20 protein-coding genes and 1 pseudogene are annotated in these 25,151 nt (G+C 58.7%); 9 read left to right on the plus strand and 12 right to left on the minus strand.

The window, feature by feature from the left end; genetic code table 11:
- Positions 1–31 precede the first annotated feature (31 nt).
- From ACR9ZQ_RS25505 to ACR9ZQ_RS25515, 3 genes are read right to left on the minus strand one after another with little or no spacing between them, the layout of a single operon-like run.
- Positions 32–919 (minus strand): carbohydrate ABC transporter permease, encoded by an 888-nt coding sequence (locus tag ACR9ZQ_RS25505; RefSeq protein ID WP_376776552.1) that lies wholly within the window; start codon positions 917–919, stop codon positions 32–34.
- Entirely contained in the window at positions 912–1,871 is a 960-nt protein-coding gene (locus ACR9ZQ_RS25510; RefSeq protein WP_007814102.1) for a carbohydrate ABC transporter permease, read from the minus strand. Before ACR9ZQ_RS25510 ends, ACR9ZQ_RS25505 begins: the two co-directional genes overlap by 8 nt.
- A 6-nt stretch (positions 1,872–1,877) precedes the next feature.
- Positions 1,878–3,164 (minus strand): ABC transporter substrate-binding protein, encoded by a 1,287-nt coding sequence (locus tag ACR9ZQ_RS25515; protein WP_310379962.1) that lies wholly within the window; start codon positions 3,162–3,164, stop codon positions 1,878–1,880.
- Between the two features lie 207 nt (positions 3,165–3,371).
- Between ACR9ZQ_RS25515 and ACR9ZQ_RS25520 the strand changes: the two genes are divergently transcribed.
- From ACR9ZQ_RS25520 to ACR9ZQ_RS25540, 5 genes are all read left to right on the plus strand, one after another.
- Positions 3,372–4,046, plus strand: coding sequence for a TetR family transcriptional regulator (locus tag ACR9ZQ_RS25520; protein ID WP_310379964.1), 675 nt, complete (start codon positions 3,372–3,374; stop codon positions 4,044–4,046).
- A gap of 133 nt (positions 4,047–4,179) precedes the next feature.
- Positions 4,180–5,328, plus strand: coding sequence for a Gfo/Idh/MocA family protein (locus ACR9ZQ_RS25525; protein ID WP_439016974.1), 1,149 nt, complete (start codon positions 4,180–4,182; stop codon positions 5,326–5,328).
- A gap of 3 nt (positions 5,329–5,331) precedes the next feature.
- Positions 5,332–6,495 carry a dihydrodipicolinate synthase family protein gene (locus ACR9ZQ_RS25530; RefSeq protein ID WP_481428998.1) on the plus strand — a complete coding sequence of 388 codons (1,164 nt, stop codon included), beginning with the start codon at positions 5,332–5,334 and terminating at the stop codon, positions 6,493–6,495.
- A gap of 30 nt (positions 6,496–6,525) precedes the next feature.
- Positions 6,526–7,356, plus strand: coding sequence for a sugar phosphate isomerase/epimerase family protein (locus tag ACR9ZQ_RS25535; protein ID WP_481428999.1), 831 nt, complete (start codon positions 6,526–6,528; stop codon positions 7,354–7,356).
- A 148-nt stretch (positions 7,357–7,504) separates the two neighbouring features.
- A complete protein-coding gene (locus ACR9ZQ_RS25540; RefSeq protein ID WP_481429000.1) occupies positions 7,505–8,779 on the plus strand; it encodes a Gfo/Idh/MocA family protein in 1,275 nt (424 codons plus the stop codon).
- 6 nt (positions 8,780–8,785) lie between these two features.
- Here the strand turns inward: ACR9ZQ_RS25540 and ACR9ZQ_RS25545 are convergent, their stop codons facing one another.
- Genes ACR9ZQ_RS25545 through ACR9ZQ_RS25555 form a run of 3 tightly spaced genes read right to left on the minus strand, consistent with a single transcriptional unit; the run spans position 8,786 to position 12,687 of the window.
- On the minus strand, positions 8,786–9,796 hold the full coding sequence (locus tag ACR9ZQ_RS25545) for a hydroxyacid dehydrogenase (protein WP_481429001.1): 1,011 nt from the start codon (positions 9,794–9,796) through the stop codon (positions 8,786–8,788).
- Positions 9,793–11,649 (minus strand): DUF2264 domain-containing protein, encoded by a 1,857-nt coding sequence (locus ACR9ZQ_RS25550; protein ID WP_481429002.1) that lies wholly within the window; start codon positions 11,647–11,649, stop codon positions 9,793–9,795. The genes ACR9ZQ_RS25545 and ACR9ZQ_RS25550 overlap by 4 nt, the downstream gene beginning before the upstream one ends.
- A 9-nt stretch (positions 11,650–11,658) precedes the next feature.
- Positions 11,659–12,687 carry a LacI family DNA-binding transcriptional regulator gene (locus tag ACR9ZQ_RS25555; protein WP_481429003.1) on the minus strand — a complete coding sequence of 343 codons (1,029 nt, stop codon included), beginning with the start codon at positions 12,685–12,687 and terminating at the stop codon, positions 11,659–11,661.
- A gap of 159 nt (positions 12,688–12,846) precedes the next feature.
- On the opposite strand from ACR9ZQ_RS25555, the gene ACR9ZQ_RS25560 reads away from it, so the two are divergent.
- Positions 12,847–14,133: an ABC transporter substrate-binding protein gene (locus ACR9ZQ_RS25560; RefSeq protein ID WP_481429004.1), complete on the plus strand. Its 1,287-nt coding sequence runs from the start codon at positions 12,847–12,849 to the stop codon at positions 14,131–14,133.
- Between the two features lie 60 nt (positions 14,134–14,193).
- On the opposite strand, the gene ACR9ZQ_RS25565 is transcribed toward ACR9ZQ_RS25560, so the two are convergent.
- From ACR9ZQ_RS25565 to ACR9ZQ_RS25585, 5 genes and pseudogenes are all read right to left on the minus strand, one after another.
- Positions 14,194–15,165 carry a glycoside hydrolase family 26 protein gene (locus tag ACR9ZQ_RS25565; protein WP_481429005.1) on the minus strand — a complete coding sequence of 324 codons (972 nt, stop codon included), beginning with the start codon at positions 15,163–15,165 and terminating at the stop codon, positions 14,194–14,196.
- A gap of 7 nt (positions 15,166–15,172) precedes the next feature.
- Positions 15,173–15,695 (minus strand): annotated as a pseudogene (locus ACR9ZQ_RS25570) (DUF995 domain-containing protein); the annotation flags it as partial.
- A 10-nt stretch (positions 15,696–15,705) separates the two neighbouring features.
- Positions 15,706–17,586 (minus strand): glycosyltransferase family 2 protein, encoded by a 1,881-nt coding sequence (locus ACR9ZQ_RS25575; protein WP_481429006.1) that lies wholly within the window; start codon positions 17,584–17,586, stop codon positions 15,706–15,708.
- Positions 17,583–18,566 (minus strand): UDP-glucose 4-epimerase GalE, encoded by a 984-nt coding sequence (gene galE, locus ACR9ZQ_RS25580; protein WP_481429007.1) that lies wholly within the window; start codon positions 18,564–18,566, stop codon positions 17,583–17,585. Before galE ends, ACR9ZQ_RS25575 begins: the two co-directional genes overlap by 4 nt.
- A gap of 1 nt (position 18,567) precedes the next feature.
- A complete protein-coding gene (locus ACR9ZQ_RS25585) occupies positions 18,568–19,587 on the minus strand; it encodes a UDP-glucuronic acid decarboxylase family protein (RefSeq protein ID WP_310379986.1) in 1,020 nt (339 codons plus the stop codon).
- Between the two features lie 376 nt (positions 19,588–19,963).
- Here ACR9ZQ_RS25585 and ACR9ZQ_RS25590 point away from each other — a divergent pair, with 376 nt between their 5' ends.
- Complete coding sequence (locus tag ACR9ZQ_RS25590; RefSeq protein WP_113320452.1) at positions 19,964–20,284, plus strand: hypothetical protein; 321 nt, start codon at positions 19,964–19,966, stop codon at positions 20,282–20,284.
- Positions 20,285–20,288: 4 nt separating this feature from the next.
- Here the strand turns inward: ACR9ZQ_RS25590 and ACR9ZQ_RS25595 are convergent, their stop codons facing one another.
- Positions 20,289–21,071, minus strand: a complete 783-nt coding sequence (locus ACR9ZQ_RS25595; RefSeq protein WP_113320451.1) for a helix-turn-helix transcriptional regulator — start codon at positions 21,069–21,071, stop codon at positions 20,289–20,291.
- An 872-nt stretch (positions 21,072–21,943) separates the two neighbouring features.
- Between ACR9ZQ_RS25595 and ACR9ZQ_RS25600 the strand changes: the two genes are divergently transcribed.
- Positions 21,944–22,954, plus strand: a complete 1,011-nt coding sequence (locus ACR9ZQ_RS25600; RefSeq protein ID WP_113320450.1) for a fibrinogen-binding protein — start codon at positions 21,944–21,946, stop codon at positions 22,952–22,954.
- A 136-nt stretch (positions 22,955–23,090) separates the two neighbouring features.
- Entirely contained in the window at positions 23,091–25,142 is a 2,052-nt protein-coding gene (locus tag ACR9ZQ_RS25605) for a hypothetical protein (RefSeq protein ID WP_113320449.1), read from the plus strand.
- Positions 25,143–25,151: the final 9 nt, after the last annotated feature.

Consider the following 25,151-nt stretch of genomic DNA (forward strand, 5'->3'; position numbering starts at 1 on the left):
TCTTCCCTGTCTTGCTTTCCTGCCCGACCCATCAACGCTTCATGCCGGTCGTGGCGATGCCTTCGATCAGCAGGCGCTGGAAGAACAAGAAGAAGAAGAAGACGGGCACGAGGGTCAGCGTCGACATGGCGAACAGTCCGCCCCAGTCCGATGCGCTGGTGGAGTCCACGAAAGTGCGCAGGCCGAGCTGGATCGTGTAAGTGTTCATGTCGTTGAGGTAGATCAGCGGACCGAAGAAATCGTCCCAGGTCCAGATGAAGGAGAAGATGGCGGCTGTCGCCAGAACCGGCAGCGACAGCGGCAGCATGATCTTCCAATAGATGCGCCAAGCGCTGCAGCCATCCATCATCGCCGCTTCATCGAGTTCGCGCGGGATGCCGCGGAAGAACTGCACCATGAGGAAAATGAAGAAGGCGTCGCTGGCCAGGAACTTCGGCACGACCAGCGGCAGGATGGTGTTGACCCAGCCGAGATCGAGGAAGAGCACATATTGCGGGATGAGCGTCACGTGATAGGGGATCATCAGCGTGCCGAGCATGATCGCGAACCAGAAGTTCCGGCCGGCAAACCGCAGCCGCGCGAAGGCGAAGGCCGTCAGCGAACAGGCGATGACATTGCCCGCCACTACAAGCAGCGAGATGACGAGGGAATTCCAGAAGAAGCGGCCAAAGGTGATGTCGAGGCCGGTCCAGCCGCGCACATAGGAGGAAAAATCGACCGACGATGGGATGAGCGAGGTCGACGAGAAGATTTCGTTTTCCGGCCTGACCGATGCCGACACCATCCACAGAAGTGGATAGAGCATCAGCAGCGAGGCGGCGATCAGCAGCGCATGGATGATAATCGAAGCCGGGAGGCTGCGTTTGGTGATGTCCGATGGCGGCCTGGCCGCGGTGACGGAAGCGGTCATCTCAGTCATCGTAGTGCACCCAGTAGCGCGAGGTCAGGAAGGAGAAGGCGGTGAAGATCGCGATGATCACCACGAGGATCCAGGCGAGCGCCGAGGCATAGCCCATGCGGAAATTGCCGAAGGCTTCCTGATAGAGATAGAGCGTGTAGAACAGCGTCGAATTGATCGGACCGCCCGTACCGCCGGAAATGATGAAGGCGGGTGTGAAAGCCTTGAAGGCATCGATCGTCTGAACGACAGCATTGAAGAAGATCACAGGTGTGAGAAGCGGCAGGGTGATCTTGTAGAACTGGCGGAATTTCGAGGCGCCGTCGAGGCTTGCTGCCTCATACATATCCTGCGGGATCTGCCGCAGGCCGGCCAGGAAGATGATCATCGGCGAGCCGAACTGCCAGACGGAGAGAGCCACCAGCGTATAGATCGAATAGCTCGGATGCGAGATCCAGCTCGGGCCGACGATACCGAATTGTGCGAGCGCGGCGTTAACGAGGCCATCGCTGGCAAAGAGCTGGCGCCACAGCACGGCAATCGCGACGCTGCCGCCGAGAAGGGACGGAAGGTAGAAGATCGCACGATAGATCGGCAGGCCACGCAGACCCCGGTTCAGGGCAAGTGCGACGAGCAGGGCGAAGGTCAGCTTGAAGGGAACCGACAGCACGACGTAGGTCAGCGTGACGGACATGGCCGATGCGAATTTCGGATCGGCCGTGGCGATGCGCACGTAATTTGCGGCCCCTACCCATCCCGGCGCCCTCAACATGTCGAAGTCGGTGAAGGAGAGGTAGAGCGAAATCAGGGCCGGGCCGAGTGTCAGGCCGAAGAAGCCTACCAGCCACGGAAGCAGAAAGAGATAGCCGGGAGCATTGGCATTCCACAGGCGCCGGAAGCGTCCGTCAGCCTTTACTCCCTGATATCTTTCCACGGTTACCGTCCCTGCGGACGTGCGCATCGCATTGGTCATATAAGATTAACCCCGCGCGAGAATTCGCGTGATTTCATCCACGAGCTGCTTGCCTGCATCAGCCGGAGTGACTTGGCCAAAGGCCACCTGCTCCGAGATGGTGCGCAGCACGACCTGGCCTTCGCCGGCGCCGGTCGGCGGCGGGGGCGGAAGCGGGCCGGCGAGATCGCCGAGACCGGCGACATATTCGAGCGGGATCTTGCCGGTTTCATCGAGCTTGCCGGCGACGACTTCGCGCATCGCCTTCGATTCCGGAATGCCGCGCTCGACATCGAGTATCTTGGCGGCATCGGGGTTCTTGACGAAGAAGTTGACGTAATCGACAGCCTGATCGATCACCTTCGACTGTGCAGAGACGGAGAAGAACATCGAAGGTTTGCGGTAATGGCCGCCCTTCGAGTCCGGCTTGATCCGCAGGTAGTTGCTGAGCATCAACTTGTCCTTGACCATCGCCTGATAGCCAACGAACTGGTTGGAGTGAGCATAATCGCAGGCAGCCTTGCCGAGGGTCAGCGGGCTGGTGTCGATCGTATCCTTATAGAGCGCCTGAATGTCAGGCGTTACGCAAGCTTTAGCTTCACGGAACTTGGCCCACATGTCGAACCATTCCGCGGCGTCGTCCGCGCCGAAAGCGATCTTCGAATCGGCCGTGTACAGCGCCTTGCCGCGCTGACGTACATAGTTTTCGAAGAGCGGTTCGCCGCCGCTGCCATCAGCAAAGCCGAAATAGCCCTTGCGCTTGCCGGCCTTGGTGATTTCAGCACCGATCTTGCCGAATTCTTCCCAGGTCGTCTTGTTCGTCGGCACATCGATGCCGGCTTCCTGGAAGGCGACGGTGTTGATGACCGTGGCCGCCGAATTCGCGCCGAGGCTGACACCGTACAGGTGGCCATCGACCTTGCCGCCTTCGATCTGTGCCGGATCGAAATCATCGATCTGCAGCTTCGACGGCATATAGGATTCCAGCGGGGCAAGAGCGCCGCGCCGGGCGTATTCGACAATATAGCGGTAGTCCATCTGGATGACGTCGGGGGCGTTGCGGCCAGCCACCTGTGTGGCCAGACGCGGCCAGTAATCAGCCCATCCGAGGAATTCGCCGGTGATCGAAACACCGCTGTTCTTCGCCTTGAAAAGGTCGGAGACCTTGTTGGTGCGGTCAGCGCGCGGCTGAGAGCCCCACCAGATGAGGCGCAAGCGGTTCTCCTGCGCGAAAGCGCTGTTTCCGAGCGCCGAAAGCGAAAGGAGCGTTGCTCCGCCCGCCATGAAATTACGTCTGCTTACACGAAAAGACATATTGGTTTTCCTCCTCCCAATAGGAAGCGCCTCCACACGCTTCCCAACTAGCTATCTTGCAACAAATAACTAATTGGTTACAAGCTATGTTCAAAGCCTCCGGGCTGTCAAGCGGTGTTGGTGGCCCGGTTGCGTTTGCAAATTCGGGTTTTTACATTCTTCCGCTTAAGCTTTATGAGCGCAACATGGGAAAATAGGGGAAATCTGATGAACGACACCGGGGAGAGCGCAAAAAAGAAAATCAAGCGCCCGTCCGCCGAGCGAACCGCCCAACGCGATCCGGAGCGTACCCGTGCGGCCATACTTGAAGCCGCGACGCGGGAATTTGCCGAAAACGGCATGGGTGGCGCGCGTGTCGATTCCATCGCCGAGCGCGCCGGCACCAACAAGCGCATGCTCTATCACTATTTCGGCGACAAGGAGCAGCTCTATCTGCGTGTGCTTGAGGAAGCCTATGTCAGCATCCGCACCGCCGAGCGCGCACTGAACATCGGCACCCGCAGCCCTGAGGAGGGCATTGGGGAACTTGCCCTCTTCACCTGGCGCTACTTCCTGCAGCATCCGGAGTTCCTCAGCCTGCTCGGCACGGAAAACCTGCATCGCGCCCGCTGGCTGCGCCAGTCCGTGCGGCTCAAGGAATTACATTCGCATCTGATCGGCGAGCTTTCGCAGGTGCTGGAAGAAGGCAAGAAGGCGGGAGTCTTCATCGAGACCGCCGACCCGCTGCATGTCTATCTGACGATCGCCTCGCTCGGCTATTTCTACCTCTCCAACCAGTACACGCTTTCCACGATCTTCGGCCGCGATCTCATTACGCCTGCCAATCTCGAAGCCTGGGAACGACATATCGTTCACGTCACGCTCGCCTCGATAAAGCGCTGATTTTCAAAAAACCGAATTGGCTATTGACAGCAATATTCCTCTTCTGCCATCAAGTAACTGTTTAGTTACCGGCTCGGGAGGGCCGGGCCCGGCTGCCCGCTCCCGACGCATAAAAGCTTCCAGGGAGGGAACAATGGCACGTTTGGGGATCATTTTGCACGGCGTTACCGGCCGTATGGGCTACAACCAGCACCTCGTTCGGTCGATCCTGGCCTTCCGCGATCAAGGCGGCATCACGCTGAAATCAGGCGAAAAACTGGAAATCGATCCAATCATCGTCGGCCGTAACGGCGCGAAGATGGAGGAGCTTGCCCGCAAGCATAATATCAAGCGCTGGTCGACCGATCTGGATGCCGCGCTCGCCAATCCCGATGACACCATCTTCTTCGATGCCGGCACGACGCTGATGCGCGCCGAGCTTCTCACCAAGGCGCTCGATGCCGGCAAGCATGTCTATTGCGAAAAGCCGATTTCCGACGATCTGCAGGTCGCGATCGACCTTGCGCGCAAGGCGCGTGCTTCGGGCCTCAAGCACGGCGTGGTACAGGACAAGCTGTTCCTGCCTGGCCTGCGCAAGCTGGCGCTGCTGCGCGATTCTGGCTTCTTCGGCAAGATCCTCTCAGTGCGCGGCGAATTCGGCTACTGGGTCTTCGAAGGCGACTGGGGCGTTCCGGCGCAGCGCCCGTCCTGGAATTATCGCAAGGCCGATGGCGGCGGCATCATTCTCGATATGCTCTGCCACTGGCGCTATGTGCTCGACAATCTCTTCGGTGAGGTGAAGGCCGTTTCCTGCCTGGGCGCGACCCATATTCCCAGCCGTATCGACGAACAGGGCAAGCCCTATAATTGCGACACCGATGATGCCGCCTATGCGACCTTCGAGCTGGAAGGCGGCGCGATCGCGCAGATCAATTCCTCCTGGGCCGTACGCGTTCGTCGCGACGACCTCGTGACCTTCCAGGTGGACGGCACGCATGGCTCGGCCGTTGCCGGCCTCACCAAGTGCTGGAGCCAGCACCGCGTCAATACGCCGAAGCCTGTCTGGAATCCTGACCAGCCGCAGACCATCGACTTCTACAAGACCTGGGACGAAGTGCCGGATACGCAGGTCTTCGACAACGGCTTCAAGGCGCAGTGGGAAATGTTCATTCGCCACGTCGTCGAAGATGCTCCCTGGCCCTACGGCCTGGAAGCCGGCGCCAAGGGCGTGCAGCTTGCAGAACTCGGCCTGAAATCCTGGGCCGAGCGCCGCTGGCTCGACGTTCCCACGCTGGAGTTCTGAGCCGTGACGACGATCAATCTCCCCCTCGACGGCAAGATCGCTCCTTATACACTGACCGGCACGCCGATCGAACTCACGAAGCGGGAAGCCAAGAGCTTCCCGCGTATCGCCTTTGCCGCCGCCCATGTCGTGGCCGATCCGCTCGCCGACAATGATCCGTGGCTGACACCGGCGATCGACTGGGAACGGACGCTTGCCTTCCGCCATCGGCTTTGGGACCTCGGCCTCGGCGTGGCCGAGGCGATGGATACTGCACAGCGCGGCATGGGCCTCGGCTGGCCGGAAGCCCGTGAGCTGGTCCGCCGCGCGCTTGGCGAAGCAGCCGGACGCAAGGACGCGCTGATTGCCTGCGGCGCCGGCACCGACCATCTGACGCCCGGCCCCGACGTGACCATCGATACGATCATTAGGTCTTATGAAGAGCAGATCGAAACGGTGGAAGCTGCCGGCGGTCGCATCATCCTGATGGCAAGCCGGGCACTGGCCGCCGCCGCCAAGGGGCCGGATGACTATGTCAGGGTCTATGACCGCATTCTTCGCCAGGTAAAAGAACCTGTCATCATCCATTGGCTCGGCGAAATGTTCGACCCGGCGCTTCAGGGATATTGGGGCAATGGCGACCATCTGAAGGCGATGGAAACCTGCCTGCAGGTGATCGAAGCCAATGCCGCCAAGGTCGACGGTATCAAGATCTCACTTCTTTCCAAGGAGAAGGAAGTCACGATGCGCCGGCAGCTGCCGAAGAGCGTGCGCATGTACACTGGCGATGATTTCAACTATGCCGAACTGATTGCCGGCGACGAGCAGGGCCATTCGGATGCGCTGCTCGGCATCTTTGACGCCATCGCGCCTGCGGCTTCGGCCGCACTCGACGCGCTTGGCCGTAAGAGCAACCACGAATTCTTCGATCTGCTCGAGCCGACAGTTCCGCTGTCGCGCCACATCTTCAAAGCGCCGACCCGCTTTTACAAGACCGGCGTCGTCTTCCTCGCCTATCTCAACGGCTTGCAGGATCATTTCACAATGATCGGCGGCCAGCAGAGCACGCGCTCGCTCACGCATCTGGCGGAGCTTTTCCGCCTGGCCGACAAGGCCCGGGTTCTGGCCGATCCGGACCTTGCAACTGATCGCATGAAGCAGGTGCTTGCCGTCCACGGCGTTCACTGAACGTCAGCATGGCAATGGGAGGGGAATGACATGCAGGTCGAAGGACTTTCGATCAACCTTGCGACAATCCGCGAGCAATGTGGCTTTGCCGAAGCCGTCGATATCTGCCTGAAACACGGCATCACCTCGATCGCGCCCTGGCGCGATCAGGTCGCCAAGGCCGGCCTCGACGAGGCAGTGCGCATCGTCAAGTCGAACGGTATCAAGCTGACCGGACTCTGCCGCGGCGGCTTCTTTCCGGCGGCAAACGAGGCCGACTGGCAGAAGAACCTCGACGACAACAGATGCGCCATCGACGAGGCGGCAGCGTTTTCCGCCGATTGCCTCGTGCTCGTCGTCGGCGGTTTGCCTGATAGTTCGAAGGATATCGTCGCGGCCCGCCAGATGGTGTTCGACGGCATTGCCGCCGTGCTGCCGCATGCGCAGGCCTCGGGCGTGAAGCTCGCGATCGAGCCATTGCATCCAATGTATGCGGCCGACCGGGCTTGTGTAAACACGCTCGGCCAGGCGCTCGATATGTGCGAACAACTCGGCGAGGATGTCGGCGTCGCCGTCGATGTTTATCACGTCTGGTGGGATCCCGATCTGGCCAACCAGATCGCCCGCGCCGGACGGATGAAGCGCATCTTTGCCCATCACATCTGTGACTGGCTGGTGCCGACCAAGGACATGCTGCTCGACCGCGGCATGATGGGCGATGGCGTCATCGATCTCAAAGGCATAAGACGGATGGTGGAAGCCGCCGGCTTCTTCGGCGCGCAGGAGGTCGAAATCTTCTCGGCTGAGAACTGGTGGAAGCGTCCCGCCGACGAGGTGATCGCCACCTGCGTCGAGCGCTTCAGGAGCTGCTGCCAAATCTGATTCTAGAGCATGTCCGTTTTTCTTCGAAACACGGACATGTTCTATCTCTTTGTTTTAACGCAATTCCGGACGCAAAACCGCTGCACACTTTTGCTGGAATTGCTCTAAAGTCCAATCGTTTCATCACGTATGAAGGAGGAATCATTCGATGGAGAAACGCCGTTTTGCCCTGATCGGCACCGGTAACCGCGGCACCACGATGTGGGGCAAGGATCTCTTGGCCGGCTGGCGCGAGCATGTCGACCTGACTGCGATCGTCGAGAAGAATTCGCTACGCGGCGAGCGCGCCCGCACCATGATCGGCAGCAATGCGCCACTCTATGAAAACATCGATTCGATGCTCACAGAGCAGAAGCCGGATCTCGTCATCGTCTGCACGCCCGACCATACGCATGACGATATCGTGGTTAGGGCGTTGGAATCCGGCATCGACGTCATCACCGAAAAGCCGATGACCACCTCGGTCGAGAAGATTCGCCGGATTCTGGATGCCGAAAAGCGCACCGGCCGCCGGGTCGACGTTTCCTTCAACTATCGCTATGCGCCGACGGCAGCGAAGATCAAGGAACTCCTGAATTCCGGCGAAATCGGCCGCGTTACGTCGGTCGATTTCCACTGGTATCTCAACACCAAGCATGGCGCTGATTATTTCCGCCGCTGGCACGCCTATACGGAAAATTCCGGCAGCCTCTTCGTTCACAAGGCGACGCATCATTTCGACCTTCTGAACTGGTATCTCGACAGCGATCCTGACGCCGTGACCTCTTTTGCCGATCTGCAGAATTACGGCCGCACGGGTCCCTTTCGCGGCCCGCGTTGCAAGCTCTGTCCGCACACGCAGGAATGCGATTATTACCTCGACCTCGAAAAGGATCCCTTCCTCGACACGCTCTATGAGGATCCCTCAAGGATCGACGGCTATTTCCGCGACGGCTGTGTCTTCCGCGAAGACATCGACATTCCCGATACGATGGTCGCTTCGATCCGCTACCGAAACAATGTCCATGTCTCCTATTCACTGAACACGTTCCAGCCGATCGAGGGCCATCACCTCGCCTTCAACGGTACCAAGGGCCGTATCGAAATCCGCCAGTATGAAGCACAGCCTTGGGAAGAGCCGAAGGAAGATACGATCCTGCTGATCCGCAGCTTCCCGCATGGCAAGGAGGCCGTCGAGCGCATCACGGTGCCGCATTTCTCCGGCGGCCATTACGGCGGTGACGACCGGATGCGCAACATGATCTTCAAGCCCGACATGCAGGACAAGCTCGCGCAGCGGGCCGGCACCCGCGCCGGCGCCATGTCCGTGCTTTGCGGCATTGCGGCGCTGACGAGCTCGCGCACCGGCAAGGTCGTCAGTATTTCCGACCTGATGCCGGAGCTTGCCAATGACGGTTCGCCGAATTCGCTGAAGGCGTCGTAAGGCACCTCAGGCGGTATTTTCCAGGTTTTCGAGGGTGAGCCGGTAAAGCAGGGGCTCGCCTTTGATGAAGCGTTCGGCCTCATCCGCTGCCATTTCACCGAGGCGGCTGCGCTCGAGGCCGACAGCACCGGCGATATGCGGTGTCAGGAAGACGTTGGGCAGATCGTAAAATGCCGATTCCGGTCCCGGTATTTCGGGATCGGTCACATCGATAATAGCGTCGATACGGCCGGTCTTCAGCACGTCAAGCAAAGCGTCCTCATCGATCAGCGCGCCGCGCGCGGTATTGATCAGCGTCGCGCTATCCTTCATCAGCGCCAGTTTTGCGGCATCGATCATATGGTAGGTGGACGGCAGTGATGGCGCGTGGAGGGAGACGATATCCGAATGACGCATGAGATCGTCGAGCTCCACCTTGTACACGCCCATTCCACGCGCCTGACCGGCATCGATGGTCGGATCGAAGAGCAGTACCCTGTAATCGAAGGGCTTCAGCAGATCGATGACGCGGCGACCGATGCGTGACGCACCGATGATGCCCACCGTGCGGCGATAATTGCCGATGGCCTCACGCTGCATCGGATGGGTGCGATCACGATGGCGGTCGCCGACATAGAGGTCGCGGAAACGGAAGACATGTTTGCCGGCAAAGATGATTGCGGCGAGCGTGAATTCGGCGACCGGCACGGCATTGGCCTCGGCCGCATGGCTGACGACGACGCCGGCCTCGAAAATGCCGGCATCGACGAGGCCCTTCACCGTTCCCGCGGCATGAACGACGAGCTTCAATTTCGGCGCACGCGCCAGAACCTCGCGGCCGACATAGGGCGCGCCCCAGCCGGTGATGAGGATTTCCGCCTCGGACAACAGACGCTTTGCCCGCTCGTCGTCGAAGTGCTGAAGCGGTTCGGCATCGAGCAGGCGTCCGATGCCGTCCAGCCGGCGAAGGACCGCCTCGGGCAGCACATGCTCCGTGCGGGAAGGCTGCATGGCGAGGACGATGGCAGCACGGCTCATGGCATATGTCCTGGCGCTTCGATGGCGCTGACGGTCACGCCCTTCTCGCTGACCAGCTTCCGGAGCGCAGCGATATCAGGTGCTTTCGGCGGCGTAGTCCATGCCCCCGATACGGCAGCCGGATCGTTCAACGCGAGTACAGCCGTGACCAGAATTGTTTCGCCGGCCGGAATCTCACCGCGGAGCTGGGGCACGAGCGTCTTGGCAACGATCAAGTTGGTATTCGGCAGCGCCTTCTGGGCAAGGCCGCTTCTCTTGATCGAAGAACCTAGGTCGACGATGCCGGTGAAATCCAGTTCGCCGATCGCATGGGCCGAGCCTTCGGCCGCCGAAAGCGTGTCCGCATCAAGATCGCGTTTGGCAATCGCGAAGCCGCCTTCCGCGGTCCGCAGCGGGCGTGGTGTTGTGATGCGGTGGACGCGGATATGCCACGGGGCCGATGGCACGAGCCAGGTTTCGACCTTCACGTCCTTGAAGGCTGACCATCTGGAGTAAAGGATGTTGCCGGCGATCTTCGCTTCTTCATTGGTTTCGCGGACGCGGTAATGCAGGCCGTCATCGCTGAAGGCGAGCGCGGAATCGAAGGCGCCAAGTGCGAAGGCTCGCTCGTCAGCCTCGACGCTGAAGCCGTAGCAGGCAGAATAAGCGAATTTTGCATATTTCTCCGTGCCGAAGCGCATCTGCAGGTTTTCCTGGCCAGACGAGAGCGCCACGACATCATTGCCGGCACGCATGACCACCATGCCCGGATGACGCTGCGGAACGACCTCCGGCGTCTGTTCAGGCGCCTTTTCCTCCGCGGTCCAGAAGGGATGATCCTCGGCAATGGCGAGCGGCAGGAAGACCTTGAAGGCCCAGTAAGGTGAGCCGGCAGAATTATAACTCTCCGACATCAAGAGGTTCGGATAGCCGAAGCCAATGGAGAGAACACCATCGTGGCTGGCGATCGGCTTGTCCCGCCACCAGCGCAGATGCTCGAGGCAGAGATGCTTGACCTCGCCCCAAGGCAACGCCTCCAGATCGGCGAAGGCGAGCGCCGACCAGAAACCGGCACAGGCGAAACGATAGGTGAGGCTGCGGCCGAAGGGGATTGTCGCGCCATCGGGCGCAAACCAATGGCGGAAATCCTTGGCGAAGAGCACGGCGCGCTCGCGATAACGCTTGGCATAGTCGTCGTCGACCAGCTTGGAATAGATCAAGCCGTAGAAATGCATTGCGAAGGGAATGTAGTGGTCGATGCGGCGGATATTGCCGTCACGGTACCAGCCGTCGCCAATGTAGAAACCTTCGAGTTCCTCAAGATATTGCTTGGTCAGACTGCGATCGAAATCGGCGCCGAGGCGGTCGAGAGCGATATCGACGAAGATCCGGAAGAATTTCCAGTTGTTGTCAGCATAGTCGAACTGCCGGACATGCTTGAAATAGGCGATGATATTGTCGCGAGAGCGCTTGTCGAGCGGCTCCCAGATCTTGTCAGGCACCAGCGCCAGGGCAAAACCGAGGGCGGCGAGCTCCACCATGCGCTGGTCGCGGGCATTGACCGTGCCCCAATATTCGGGATGGGTCGGATCACAGCCATTCGCAAGCCCTTCGGCAAAGCGGTGCCAGTGATCGAAAGCGTTCTTGCCGGCGCCGAGCGGTGCAAGACCCCAGAGCGGACGAGCGAAACCTTCAAGATCAGCAGCGGCCCGGTCGAAATGAGCGCCGGCGCCATCGAGGCGAACACGGGCATTTCCATCAGAGAAGAAGGGCAGCAGCGGATTGAAGAGATCGTTGACAGCGCGGATCATGTCGGCGCGGGTCTTCAGCGGATTGCCTGCGAGCGGATTGGCGCTGGCGGGATCATAGGTCATCGGCATCACTCACAGCTTGTCGGTATCAGGAACAGTGCCTCCTGCAACGGGAACGACCGCCTGGCAGATATGGCGGGCGGGCGCGGTCCTGTCGCGGTAGCGGGAGATCAGAAGGGAGACGGCCTCGCGGCCAAGCGCCGCGCGGTCGACGCGCATGGTGGAAAGCCTGGGATTGGTCATGACGGCACAGGGCAGGTCATCGAAGCCGACGATCGCGAAATCCTCGGGAACGCGAAGGCCTGCTTCGGTGACGGCTTCAAGCACGCCGACGGCAATGAAATCATTCATGCAGAAGGCCGCCGTGTATCCGGGATCTTCCGCGAGCATCGCGACCGTGCGCTCATGCGCCTCGCGGCTGGCGCTGCCCTGGAAGGTAAGCGGAACGAGCCGGCCTTCGGCACCGGGAATCGCGGCAATCGCTGCCTCGAATCCTCGCACACGTTCGCGGATCGTGTGGCGATGCGAGCCGGTGAGATGCAGGATACGGCGATGACCGGCTGTCGTGAGCCGGCTCGTCGCCTCGTAGGCGCCGAAGAAATTGGAGGGCGAGACGCCATCGAGGCGCAGGCGTGGATCGGTACCGTTGACGAGGACGGTCGGTGTTCCTGTCTCTTCCAGCCAGGCCCGCAACGTATCGCTGGGATCGATGCCGACGAGGAAAAGCCCTTCGGCTTCCGCCGTCTGCATATATTCGCCGACAACATCAGGCGTCGTGCGGTCCTCGCGCACGAGCCGCACTTCGAAAGGCATGCCGGCATCGGCGGCACCGGCGCGAAGGCCCTCAACAATCGATTCGTAGAAGACGCTGAGGCCACCGGTTGCCCCGTCGCTGGCAATCAGGGCAAGCCCGCCCGGAACGCTTTCCGAAACAGTCTTCACCGGATAGCCATGTTCGGCAGCGACCTTCAAAATGTGCCGCCGCACGCTTTCGCTGATGCCCGGTTCATTGGCGAGCACCCGCGATACCGTGGAAACCGAAACACCGGCCAGACTGGCAATATCGGCCTGTCGCGGTCGCCTGGTCTTGATCTCATTCATTTTAATCTCGTTCATGTGGCAAAGATTATGCAAATTACGCAAATTTGCAAGATAATCATAAATTCTTGCAAAGAGAAATTTTTTGCGTACTCTAGCCTCCGGCACGCCTGGAAAGACCATTGGAGGATGGCACCGGGCATCGGACACAGGAGGAAATCAATGCAGGTCAATCGCCGTTCATTCTTGATGGGAACCGCGGGTGCCGCGGCCGGCCTTGCCTTTGGCGCTGGCAGCTCGATCCCCGCATTTGCCGAGGACGCTTCGCTTCGCGCCATGTGGTGGGGTTCCAACGACCGTGCCAAGCGCACACTGGATGTTGCCAAACTCTATCAGTCGAAGACACCGGGTGTCACTATTGTCGGCGAGTCGCTTTCGGGCGACGGCTACTGGACGAAGCTCGCAACGCAGATGGCCGGCCGCGCGATCGCAGATGTCTTCCAGCTGGAGCCGGGCACGATCTCCGACTATTCCAAGCGCGGCGCCTGCCTGCCGCTCGATGAATTCGTACCTTCGACGCTCAAGGTCGACAGCTTCGGCGCCGATATGCTGAAGCTCACCACCGTCGACGGCAAGCTCTACGGTGTCGGCCTCGGGCTCAATTCCTTCGCGATGTTCTTCGATACCGTCGAATTCGAAAAGGCGGGTATTCCGCTGCCGACGCCCGATCTCACCTGGGATGAGTATGCCAAGCTTGCCGTGGAACTCGCCAAAGCCTCCGGCAAGGGTGGCGGCCCCTATGCGGCGCGTTACAATTATGTCTTCGACGCCTGGCTGCGCCAGCGCGGCAAGAGCCTCTTCGCCAAGGAGGGTGTCGGCCTCGGCTTCACGGTCGACGACGCCAAGGAATGGTTCGACTACTGGGAAAAGCTGCGCAAGGCGGGCGGCACCGTCGCCGCCGACGTTCAGACGCTTGACCAGAACACCATCGACACCAATTGCCTCGGCCTTGGCAAATCGGTGATCGGCATGGCCTATTCCAACCAGATGGTTGGTTATCAGCTTATCATCAAGAACAAGCTCGGCATCACCATGCTGCCACGCGAGAAGAAGGGGGGCCCGTCCGGTCACTATTATCGCCCGGCACTGATCTGGAGCGTGGGTGCCACGACCAAGCAGGGCGAAGCCGCCGCAAAGTTCATCAGTTTCTTCGTCAACGATCCGGAAGCCGGCAAGATTCTCGGTGTGGAACGTGGCGTGCCGATGTCGCCGGCGGTTCGTGAAGCTATACTGCCGCAGCTCAACCCGACGGAGCAGGAAACGGTCAAATACGTCAATCTGCTCAAGGATCAGGTCGGCGAATATCCGCGGCCAGTACCGATGGGCGCGACCGAATTCGACCAGCGTGTTCTTCGTCCGACCTGCGATGAGCTCGCCTTCGAGCGAATCTCAGTAGCCGATGCCGCAGCCAAGCTCGTCGAAACCGGCAAGGCCACCATCAAGGGTTGATCATATCCCGCATATACCGACAAAGGCCCGCCATCGGCGGGCCTTTCTTTTGACCCCAGCCTAGTTGCTCGCGTCTTCAATAACCCGCCAATCGGGCCGGCCGAGATTGAACGGCCAGGTGTGTACGTCTCGGTCATTGAAGTAGACGACTTCCTGCAGCTCCGGAAAATCACTCTGCTTGAGCGTTGCTGTTTCCATCCACGGCTTGATGTATCCATCACTGCCCTCATAGCCGAGTTCAGCCACCCAGACCGGCTTGTGATACTGGGCGACGAGGTCGTAACCCGGCCTCAGCGCCTCGGAAAAAGTTCGCGGCCCGTTGTGAACGATCCGGTCGTAAGGTTCCAAACCGAAGACCGAGAGGCCGATGAAGTCGACATAGGTGTCGCCTGGATAATAAGCATTAAGGCCCGCCTGTCCCTTCGGCGACCACATGAGTTTCGTATCGGGCGCCTCCTGCCGCACGATATCCATCATGCGCCTGTAGGCGGTTATATATTCAGAAGGATTCCAGCCGGACCACGAAAAGCGGCCGGAGTCGTCTTCCATTTCCTGTCCCCAGCGGACGATGACAGGGCTTTTCAACTGGGCGATCATCCTGGCAATTGCCCGCATATTCGCATCGTAGTCGCCGTGAAACAGCTTCCAGCGAAGTTCATCTGACGTCAGCCGCCAGTCCACATCCCACGACCAGGGTTCCACCGTGATCAGCAGGTTGCGGCCTCTTGCCAGCGCATAGGCATCCGCCACACGCAGCGTTTCGAGATCGACGTCCTCCCATGGAAGGAAGAGGTGCTCTGTCGTCACGCTCTGCTGCGCGCCGAAATCGCCATGCGGGTCGTAGGCACCAAACTTGATGCCATTGGCATGAATGGCGGGCCGCTTGTCGGTGATCGTCTTGTCGGTGATCGTCTGGGCACCCGCATTCATGACGGCGGCGTTCTGCGCCTCACTTCGGTGCGACAGATCGGCAACGCCGAGCAGAAGCATCGCGATTGTTGCCGTCGAGATTTTCTTCGCCAGAGTTTTCATAGTCTTTTCCTCCCCTTCGGCTATTTATTGGTCGCGAGAACCTGCTTCAGCTCTTTGGCTTTCAAGCTCACCGTGTCTGCCGGAACCAGCTTCCGGAACTCATCATCGGCTTTCGTGGAAGCGTGCCGGAACACGTACCAGTCCCCGCTCGGCTGACGCCGCTGATAGATCGTGTTGCCGATCTTGCGGTGGCCGAAGCAGGTACTGGCACGTGCCGCCCCCTCATTATTGGTCCAGGTCGCGCGCATGCACATCTGACCGAGATCATCGACGACCCAGCGGCCCTCGGCGAAAGACTGTTTGCCGCCATTGTCGACCCAGGCGACGAAATGCCTACCCTCGCCAATGAAACGTCCGCCACCCGTGTCCCAGGTCCAGGTCTTGTCGGCGTAGATGACGTAGAGTTCGCCGGCACTCAGCGGCGTCGGCGTCGGTGCTTTCGTCTTTTCTGATGCGAGCGCACCCATCGGGAGGATGAGGCCGAGGCACAGAGCCAGCACTCCTCCCGTCAATCGTATTGTCATGCTCATTTTATCCTCCTCACGCATTTCTGCTCTCCCCACCATCCCTTCGTTCACGGCCGGCTTCAAAACCGTGCCATTTGAGACGGAATTTCACGATCCTGGTCTTGCCTCCGCCGAGCCCTGCACCCGCCACAGCAAATTGCAACTCGGTAAAGGTGACGAAGGGCTGGCCGTGCGAAAGCGCTTCCATGGCAGCTAGCCCGTGGTTGCCGAGTTGCGCCCCGCCGACCAGGCAGGCGACGAGACCGGCGGAGGCGGTAAACCGCAGGCCGTATACTTGCGGCAAAAGGGACTGACCGTTCTCCACTGTGTGACGGACGACAACCAGGATTACGAGCGATACATAAATCAACAGGTTGATCGCCGCGAAGATCTGGAAGCCACGCGCACCATCGCCATCGGCAGCAAAAGCCATGGCCGCAGCACAAATGCCCAATAGTGCGATGTATGGTGCCATTATCCGCGCCGGCAGTTTGCGCTGTCCTTGATCACCCTTCGGAGTGATGCGGAAATCCACGAAGGAACCGGTCACGTGATCGCGTGCGGCAGCGAGGGTGCCGGCAAGCGACCAAGGCCAGCGCAGCAGGATGAAAACCACCCCTTCCCAGCCAAAGAGCTTTGCATCGTATGGCCTGAATGTGCCTGATGCGCGCCAGAAGATGGCGAATACCGTCAGCACGATCGAAAGCGGCAGAGAATGCAGCAGGAATGCCGGATAGGTGACGTTGACGAAGACATGGCCGGTGAGCAGGGCTGCGACCGGCAGCAGGAACATCACTGCCATGAAAGTCGAAAACAACGGATACCAGAGCTGCGAAAACAGGAACTGGAACTTCAACTTCAGCGGCAGCCGGGCGACATGCCGGCGAGAATGATGCAGGAGGATGGTCACTAGGCTGCGGGACCACTGGAATTCCTGCACCACCAGATCGGCAAAGGTCGCCGGCCCGTCGCCATGGGCGATGGCATTGACCGCATGGACCCCGCGCCAGCCGCCGGCATTCATCATCAGCGTGGTCGAATGATCTTCCGCAAGCTCGGGACCGAGCCCGCCGATCTTCCTCAAGGCGGCCGTGCGAACGGCATAGTGCGAGCCGATGCAGAGCGGCGCCCAGCCATTATTGTATCCTGCCTGCAGCGAACCATGCAGGCTCGCTTCGGCATAGAGCCTGCCGCGGGCGGCCCAGCTTTCGGCCGCATTGGCATCGCAGATGCTGGGTGCCGAGACATAGCCGACTTCGGGATCGGCGAAGGGCCGCAGGACCTCGCGAAGATAAGTCGGCGTCGGCACATGATCGGCATCGAACTGGGCGACGAAATCATAGCGTTCATAGCCGAAGTGATCATAGAAATAGGCGAGATTGCCTTCCTTGCAGCGCGTGCGGCGCGGCCAGACGGGGCGGTGATATTCGCTGACGCCCTTGCGGGTTGAGATCATGACACCATGCTGCCCGCACCATCTCTTGGTCTCCTCGGACGGATCTTCATCGGCGAGCCAGACATCGAACTCGACACCCTTCTGATCGAGCATCGCAAGAAGCGTCTTGCGCACGACGGCGAAAGGTTCGGACGGTGCCTTGGTGACCACCATCGCGACGCGGCCCTTTGGCAGGTCGGCGGATGATCTGACCTGCCGCGCATCCAGAAAGATCAGGATGAAATAGGCCGGTATCAGGGTGACCCAGGCAAGGATGAGGGTGACGAGCAGGAATGACGGCCATGAAACGACATGAGTGGGCTCAGCCCACCAGAGCCAGAAGTAAGCGAGTGCTGCCAGCCAGCAGACGATGCCAAGACCATAAGCGGCTCGATTCCAGCCGGTAAAGACAGGCTCGAACATCTCGGATTTGGCGGCAGAAGACTGATGTGCGTGGTCGATTTCGGCTCTGGTGCTCATGCGATCACCTCCAGTCCGAAGGTCGGGCCAGCCGTGCGGATGATCGTATCGATATCCGAAAGCGTCGGCATGAAGTCGAGCTCCAGGCGAGCCCTTTTCGTATCGGCGAAAAGCACAGGCGGATCGCCAGCGCGGCGCGGCTGACAACGGATCGGCACCCTGTGGCCGGTCTTTCGTTTGACGGCATTAAGGATCTCGCCGACCGACGTGCCGCGGCCGGAACCCAGATTGAGGCTCAAGGAATTGCCGCCGACCAGAAGGTGACGAACCGCGGCGAGATGCGCCTGGGCAAGATCGCTGACATGGATGTAATCCCTGACGCAGGTGCCGTCATCCGTCGAATAATCGGTGCCGAAAATGTCGAGGCTCTCGATCCGGCCGCTTGCGGCGAGAAGAGCGCGCGGGATCAGATGGGTTTCGGGATAGTGCCGCTCGGCAAGCTGGCCTTCCGGATCGGCGCCGGCCGCGTTGAAGTAACGGAGTGCGGCGAAGCGGATACCATAGGCGGCCGCATAATCCTCCAGTGCCATTTCGAAGATCAGTTTGGTTCTGCCATAAGGATTGACCGGCTGTTGCGGCGTTTTCTCGCCGATCGGCAGCATCTCGGGAATGCCGTAGGTCGCGCAGCTGCTGGAAAAGACGATCCTGTCGATACCGCAATCGAGACAGGCGTCCAGCAGCGACAGGCTGCCGATGACATTGTTGCGATAATAGATGCTCGGCTTTTCGACGGATTCACCGACATAGGCGTTGGCACCGCAATGGATGACACAATCCGGCGAATACTCGGCCATGACATGCCGCAACCTTGCGCCATCGGCGATATCCGCCTGGATCAGCGGGCCCCACCGGACGCTGTCGATATGTCCGGTGGAAAGATTGTCATAGGTGACCGGAACCATTCCGGCACACGCAAGCGCCTTGCAGATGTGGCTGCCGATGAAGCCGGCGCCACCCGTAACCAGGATGTAGCGTGGCATCTCATACGGCCTCCACCACTTCCTTGCGGGCAAGCAGCGCATCGAAATAGGCTATCGTACGCTTCAGCCCGGTCTTCAGCTCCGTCGTCGGCCACCAGTTCAACTCTTCTCTGGCTCTGGAAATATCCGGACGGCGCTGCTGCGGATCGTCTGCCACGGCCGGCAGGTAAATGATGCGCGAGCGCGAATTGGTCAGATCAAGGACGATTTCGGCCAGATCCCGCACAGTGATCTCCGCCGGATTGCCGAGATTGATCGGACCGACGCAGTGTTCGCCGGCATCGGCGAAACGCAGGAAACCAGCGACGAGATCGTCGACATAGCAGAAGGAGCGGGTCTGCCGGCCATCCCCGTAGATCGTTATGTCGGTGTTGGAGAGCGCCTGGACGATGAAATTGGATACGACGCGTCCATCATCAAGGCGCATACGCGGGCCATAGGTATTGAAGATCCGGCCAACCTTGATATCGACGCCATACTTGCGGTGATAATCGAAGAACAGGGTTTCGGCTGACCGCTTGCCCTCGTCGTAGCAGCCGCGCGGACCGATCGGGTTGACATTGCCGAAATAGGTTTCGCGCTGCGGATTCTCGTGCGGATCCCCATAGACTTCCGAAGTCGAGGATTGGACGACCGTTGCGCCGCTGCGGCGGGCTGCATCGAGCGTATTGACGGCTCCAAGCACATTGGTCAGCAAGGTGCCGACGGGATCACGCTGATAGTCCGGCGGCGAGGCTGGCGAAGCAAAGTTGAAGATGACGGAAGCCTCGACGTCATAGGGCTGGCGCACGTCATGTTCCAAAAGCCGAAAACGGGCATTCTGCAGCAGATGCTCGATATTGACGTGGCGGCCGGTGTAGAAATTGTCGAGACAGATGACCTGATGGCCGCGCTCGAGAAGTCGCTCGCAAAGATGGGAACCCAGGAAACCGGCGCCTCCGTTGACCAGCACGGTTTTTGACTCCTGGCGTGGCGATGCGAATGCAGATCCTGAATATCCTTCGGTGGGAATACTACGCACTACAAATTCCTTCCCATGTCGTGTGGTCTTCATAGACCCTTCTATACTTTAGGCTCCCTCTTGATCCGCCTCGATAACTTCAACGCGAAGTGGTATCTATGAAATAACCGACTCGGTTATTCTTCGGATAATTGTACCTATGCTCAAAATGATAAGAGGATATCAGTGAAGGTCAACTTCAAAACACGGGAGCAATTCTAAATAGCTATAGTATTAAACTTCGGAATTTGCTTGATTAATCCCTCTCAATGACTATGGTGCCATGCTTTCTGTCCGGCCGCTCCAGCTTCAGTCAATGAAGCCAATATAAGGAGTGGCCAGCCATTGGTGTGCGAGGGCGCGTCGCTATTGCCCTGATGATAGAGAGGGTTTTTTAATGACGACTCATGATCGCATGCATGGCAGAGCGCCATGCAGCTTCAGCTCTCTAGCTTTGGCTGCGACGATCGTTCTCTCGGCCATCGGACCGATCTCATGTGCGGTCGTCGATACCGCGATCGTGGGAAGCACGGAGAAGAATGTCGTTGTGGCAAGCGTGCCACATGCCGCGAAGGACTTCGCCTATGCTGCCGAACCGAAGACCGCTTCGGCTAAAGTGAGCGCCGCGGTCTATCCCGGTTCCGCGCCTTACATCTGTTCGCCGAGCGGTTTCGGCCAGAAATCACACTGCTTTGCCCGCTCGTCCCGGATGGATTGATGGCCTAGTGCGGCCATCTGCCAGAGAGATCGCCACTGTCCGACGTATCGTTGAAGAAACGTGAGGCCGCTTCAGTGCGATTTCTCACATTCATCTTCTTATAGATATTGCGGACGTGAACCTTCACCGTGTTTTCGGACAGGTGAAGTTTGTCGGCGATGATCTTGTTCTGCGTGCCCTTACAGATGAGGTCGAGAATCTGTACCTCGCGCGTGGTCAGAGCCGCCATGCTATTGCGGCGAAGCTTCAGCGCGTTGGCGCGCGCTGCGTCGACGGACTTCGTCTGGTACAGCGAGGGCTCGAGCTGCGCCGTTGCCCGGTTGGACAGACGACCCAGAAGCGCGGATGGAAAATGTTCGCCGCCCTTCATCAGCAGATCGATTGCCGCCATGAAGACATCCAGACGCAGATTGAGCGGCAGGACGCCATCGACGACACGCGCCTCGACAAGACGGCTGATATAGGGCTCCATCATATCGATAGCTTCGACGACAAGGCCGATGGATGCGTCCGGACGGTTTTCACGAACGACCTGCAGCGCATCGTGCAACTCGGCGCCGGCGACATGATAGAACAGGACAAGCCGCATGTCGTGAATATCCTTCTCGGATATGGACTGCGCGCTCGATACGCTTACGACATCAAAATTCGGGAATTTCTTTGCCAGTGCCTCAACCATGCACTCGGAGAACAAGTCCGCCTTGGCGATTACCAGGACTGTTTCTCCATTCGGACCCAGTCTTCTTGCCTGATCCGAATCTCCTACTTCCGACCCAACCATGAACATATACGCCTCCCCTAGCGCTACACTATACTCAAACAAGGAGCTTCTACTCCCATTGGCGCGATGGCGGGTATTACATGCCGACGAACATTGCCCCTAGGCATGTGGCCGCCTTATCTTTTAGGCATTTCTTAATTATGGTAATATGGATTTCAAAGGAAAGAAATGGCCCAAATGGGTTAGTTGTCACGAAGTTATATTTATTTTTTGCCACTTTATGGTTGCATTTCCGACAAGAAACATACTAGCGGGCGGTATTTCAACTAGATCACGGTATAACGCAGCATGTATTAGTTCGAGACATACAAAAGCAAAGCGGTAATGGGCAGACGATATTTCAAAATAAGACGGAGAACCTTTCGAGCTTAACTTCGCGATACCGCAATCAGTCGAACCTTCCGGATTCCGAGGTATGGGGCGCCGTCCCGAATTCGCACACAGCCTTCTCCGAGCCCGCGATCCGGTATTGGCTTAGCTGGAGTATTGAACCGGACTTCAGATGCCTTAGCCCGAATTGATATCTATCGGGACCCATTTTTTTCCATCAATCTGCAACGGTTGCCAAAGTGGCGACGTGAAAATCAAGTATCAGCATGTGTTTTTGATACTTGGTCTTCTTTCGAGGGAACTCAAAAAGAAGTTCGACTGCCTTGCTCGCGCTCATATCGAGTCCGGGACCGGATTTGTGCGTCTTTGTACTGAATAGGCACAATCCCAATACAGAATTTGGCCAACAAATCGCGATGAAGCTGCAGGTGAAAAGGTATCGAGTCCATCTGCCGATGTTAACGCATTGGAGCAAGCGCGAGCAAAGATCCCATTTGAGATGAGAGGGACTTCGAAAGCTGCTCCAGTTTTTTTCTGGAGGAAACGTAATGCCTTATGATCCGAAGCCCGGTCCGCAGGGCTCAGACGACGACACCGTCAAGGTGGGCGCCCTGGCCGATGGCCTTTCCAGCGCTATCAATTCAACCGAAATCGATGATGATTCCACAGGTTACGTCGGCGGCATCGCCAATGGTGACAATCGCAACAACACCGACAACAGCACCGACGTTGACGTCAAGGCCAATGTAGATCTCGATGTGAAGACCGACAACGGCGACAACCGCGACAACGACTACGACTGGAGCTACAAGTCGGACGACGACACGAACACCAAGACGACCACCATCAACGATAACGACACGACGACCACCACGAAGTCGGACTACGACTGGAGCTATGACGCCAAGTCGTACAGCGACGACGACGTTGACATCAAGACGATCACCGATAACGACACGACCACCAAGACGGACACGGATATCGACACCGACATCAAGACGATTACGGATACCGATACCAAGACGACCACCAATAGCCACAATACCAGCGACAGCTTCAACAAGACGGACACGGACTTCGCCGTCATTGATGATGTCAAGGACTTCGGGAACCTCGGCGTAGCCGGCCACGACCTCACCTTCGACATCGGGGATGACTTCTCCTTCACCCTCAATATCGACAATATCCTCAACGGTTCACTGTCCGGCGAAGGCGCCGACTCAGTCTTCAGCACTGTCCAGGCAAACCATCTCGCAGACCAGGATCAGGCCTGGAACATCACGATGGAGAACGGCGGCGCTCAGAACCACCTGAGTGCGAATGCCGGCACAGCGCACGGTGCTGACGGCATGGATATGGACAGCAAGGGCTGGGATCTCAAGGCAGGTGACGACGTCACAGGCACTTCGACGGCAGATGCTTCGGCAATTCTTGCCAATTCGGGCTTCCATATGGAGCTCGTTCAGGGCGCGAACATGCTCAGCAACGCTGTGGACTCCAGTGTCATCGGCGGCAACTCACATGCTTCCGATGTCGGCGAAGATACAAGTGGGCACTAACCTCCAAGACAAGAAAGGGCTGCACCGGCTTCGGCCGGTGCAGTTTGAATGCTTGCGTGCGAATTGACGAACAGCGCGGCTCCCTCAGAAGGATGTCGCATGGCCGGTCGTCTCTTCGATAAGGGAGGCCAAGGCAATGCAAATCGAGAAATTCTCAGAAATCATCGCCCATTTCATCGGCATATTCGAAACGACGACCGATGAGATGAGGCTGCGTGCGGGGCTGACGGAGGGTACAGGCCCTGCCGAAAATAATCCGGCGCTTGACGATCTGGTCGCCAATACGCCCACCTTCGCCTCCGATCTCGCGCTCCAGGACTACGATCCTGATGTCAACTACAGAAGCGTCAGCTATGAGATCGCTTATGGGGGCGCACGCCGCTTCGGCCGCCCCTTTGAGGAAAGCATCGAAAAGCTCTCCGAGATTGCCCACCGCGATGTGTCGTCGCTGCCCCGGTTCGGCAGCCCACAGGACATCGATATCGAAACCGAAGAAGAGCTGCAGGTTTTCGACGGCCCCGGCTCGGTGATCCGCTTCACCACACAGGTCAACATTCTCTACGACGACGATTATCTCGATATGACTGGTGGCAATCATGCCCCGCGCGATACGAGTTTCGTCGTTGAGAAACTGGCTGAATTCAGCGCCAAGGCCGAGATTTTCTCTCCCTTTTCCGACCTGCATCGGACCGACACCCTGGAGGGGGTCAAGCAGATCGCCGGGGATATGGAAACCTACATCCAGGGAGTAAGGGATTCCGGCCAGACATCGATCGGAACGGGCGAGCCGCCGGCAGACAATCCAAACGATCAGGCACATGATTTCGTGCTGGCGGGTGACGAGATCACCGGACCTTATATGAACGGCAAGCACGTTTCCGGAATTCCGGCGCTCGACGACCTGCTGCCGGACCGGGGGCTCGCCAAACTGCCTGAGGAACCGGACGAAACCCAGACATCCGTCGAACAGCATGACCCCGCTGGAAACAGCCTGGAGGTCACTGCGGGCGCAAACCTCGTCGCCAACATTGCCTCCGTCGTCAATACCGCAGTGATCTCTTCCGTGACGGCTGTCATGGGCGACTATCACCAGGTCGATGCGATCACCCAGGTCTATGTCTACAGCGACAATGACAGCATCGCCTCGGTCTTCCATTCCTCAGCCGATGCAACCGGCGTCACCGCCTACAATATTGCAAGCTTCGAACGGGACACGTTCCAGTCAACACAGCCGCAGACAACGGTGGATGTACATGGCGACCCCATCTTTCCGATGGCCTGGCGTGTCAGCGTCATCGAGGGCGACGTCTCCTTCGTGAGCTGGATCGAACAGTATCATTTCGTGACCGACAACGACACCATGACCGTCACGACGAGTGGGTCGGAAGCGACGGTTCTGACGGGCGGAAATACGACGCTGAATTTCTCGTCCTTCTTCCAAATGGGCCTGCAGTACGATCTGGTGATCGTCGGCGGAAATGTCTACGATATCAACAGCATCACGCAGATTTCGCTTCTCTACGACAACGACTGGGCGCGCGCCGAAGACGGTGTAGACGGCGGTGCCACCATCCAGTCCGGCAACAATCTCATCTGGAATCTTGCGGCGATCCACAATGTTGGAACCAACGACCGCTTCGAGACCATGCCCGACTATATGCACGAGGCAGAGAAGGGGATCCAGGAGCGCGATCCGACAATGCCCGAGGGCTTGTCCACCGATTCCAATTTCCAGGGCTATGTCGGCGTGAATGTTCTCTACATCACAGGCAATCTCTACGACATGACGATCATCAAGCAGGTCGCGGTGCTCGGAGATTCCGACGACGTGACCCAGGCTGCAGCCGAGCTTCTGAAGAACAACCAGGACGCCGTGATCACGATCGATACAGGCAGCAATACCGTCGCCAATATCGCTGAAATCGTCGACTACGACAGCTTCGGCAACACCACCTATGTTGCCGGTCAGCTCTATTCCGACGCCATTCTCATCCAGGGTGGTATCATAGAACACGACACCACCCAGCCCGAGACGGCGGGCGAAAAGCTTGCCAATGAAGTCATCGCCTTTCTCGATGACGATGCCCCCCAAGGCGCGGACAGCGGCGACGGCATCATCAACGGCGGGCATGATCTTTCATGGTCCTCCGCTCACCCCTCAGATGTAATGCAAGCCGTGGTCGCGTGACCTGCGTAT

The organism is Rhizobium sp. KNZ14-9A (genome assembly GCF_056755015.1).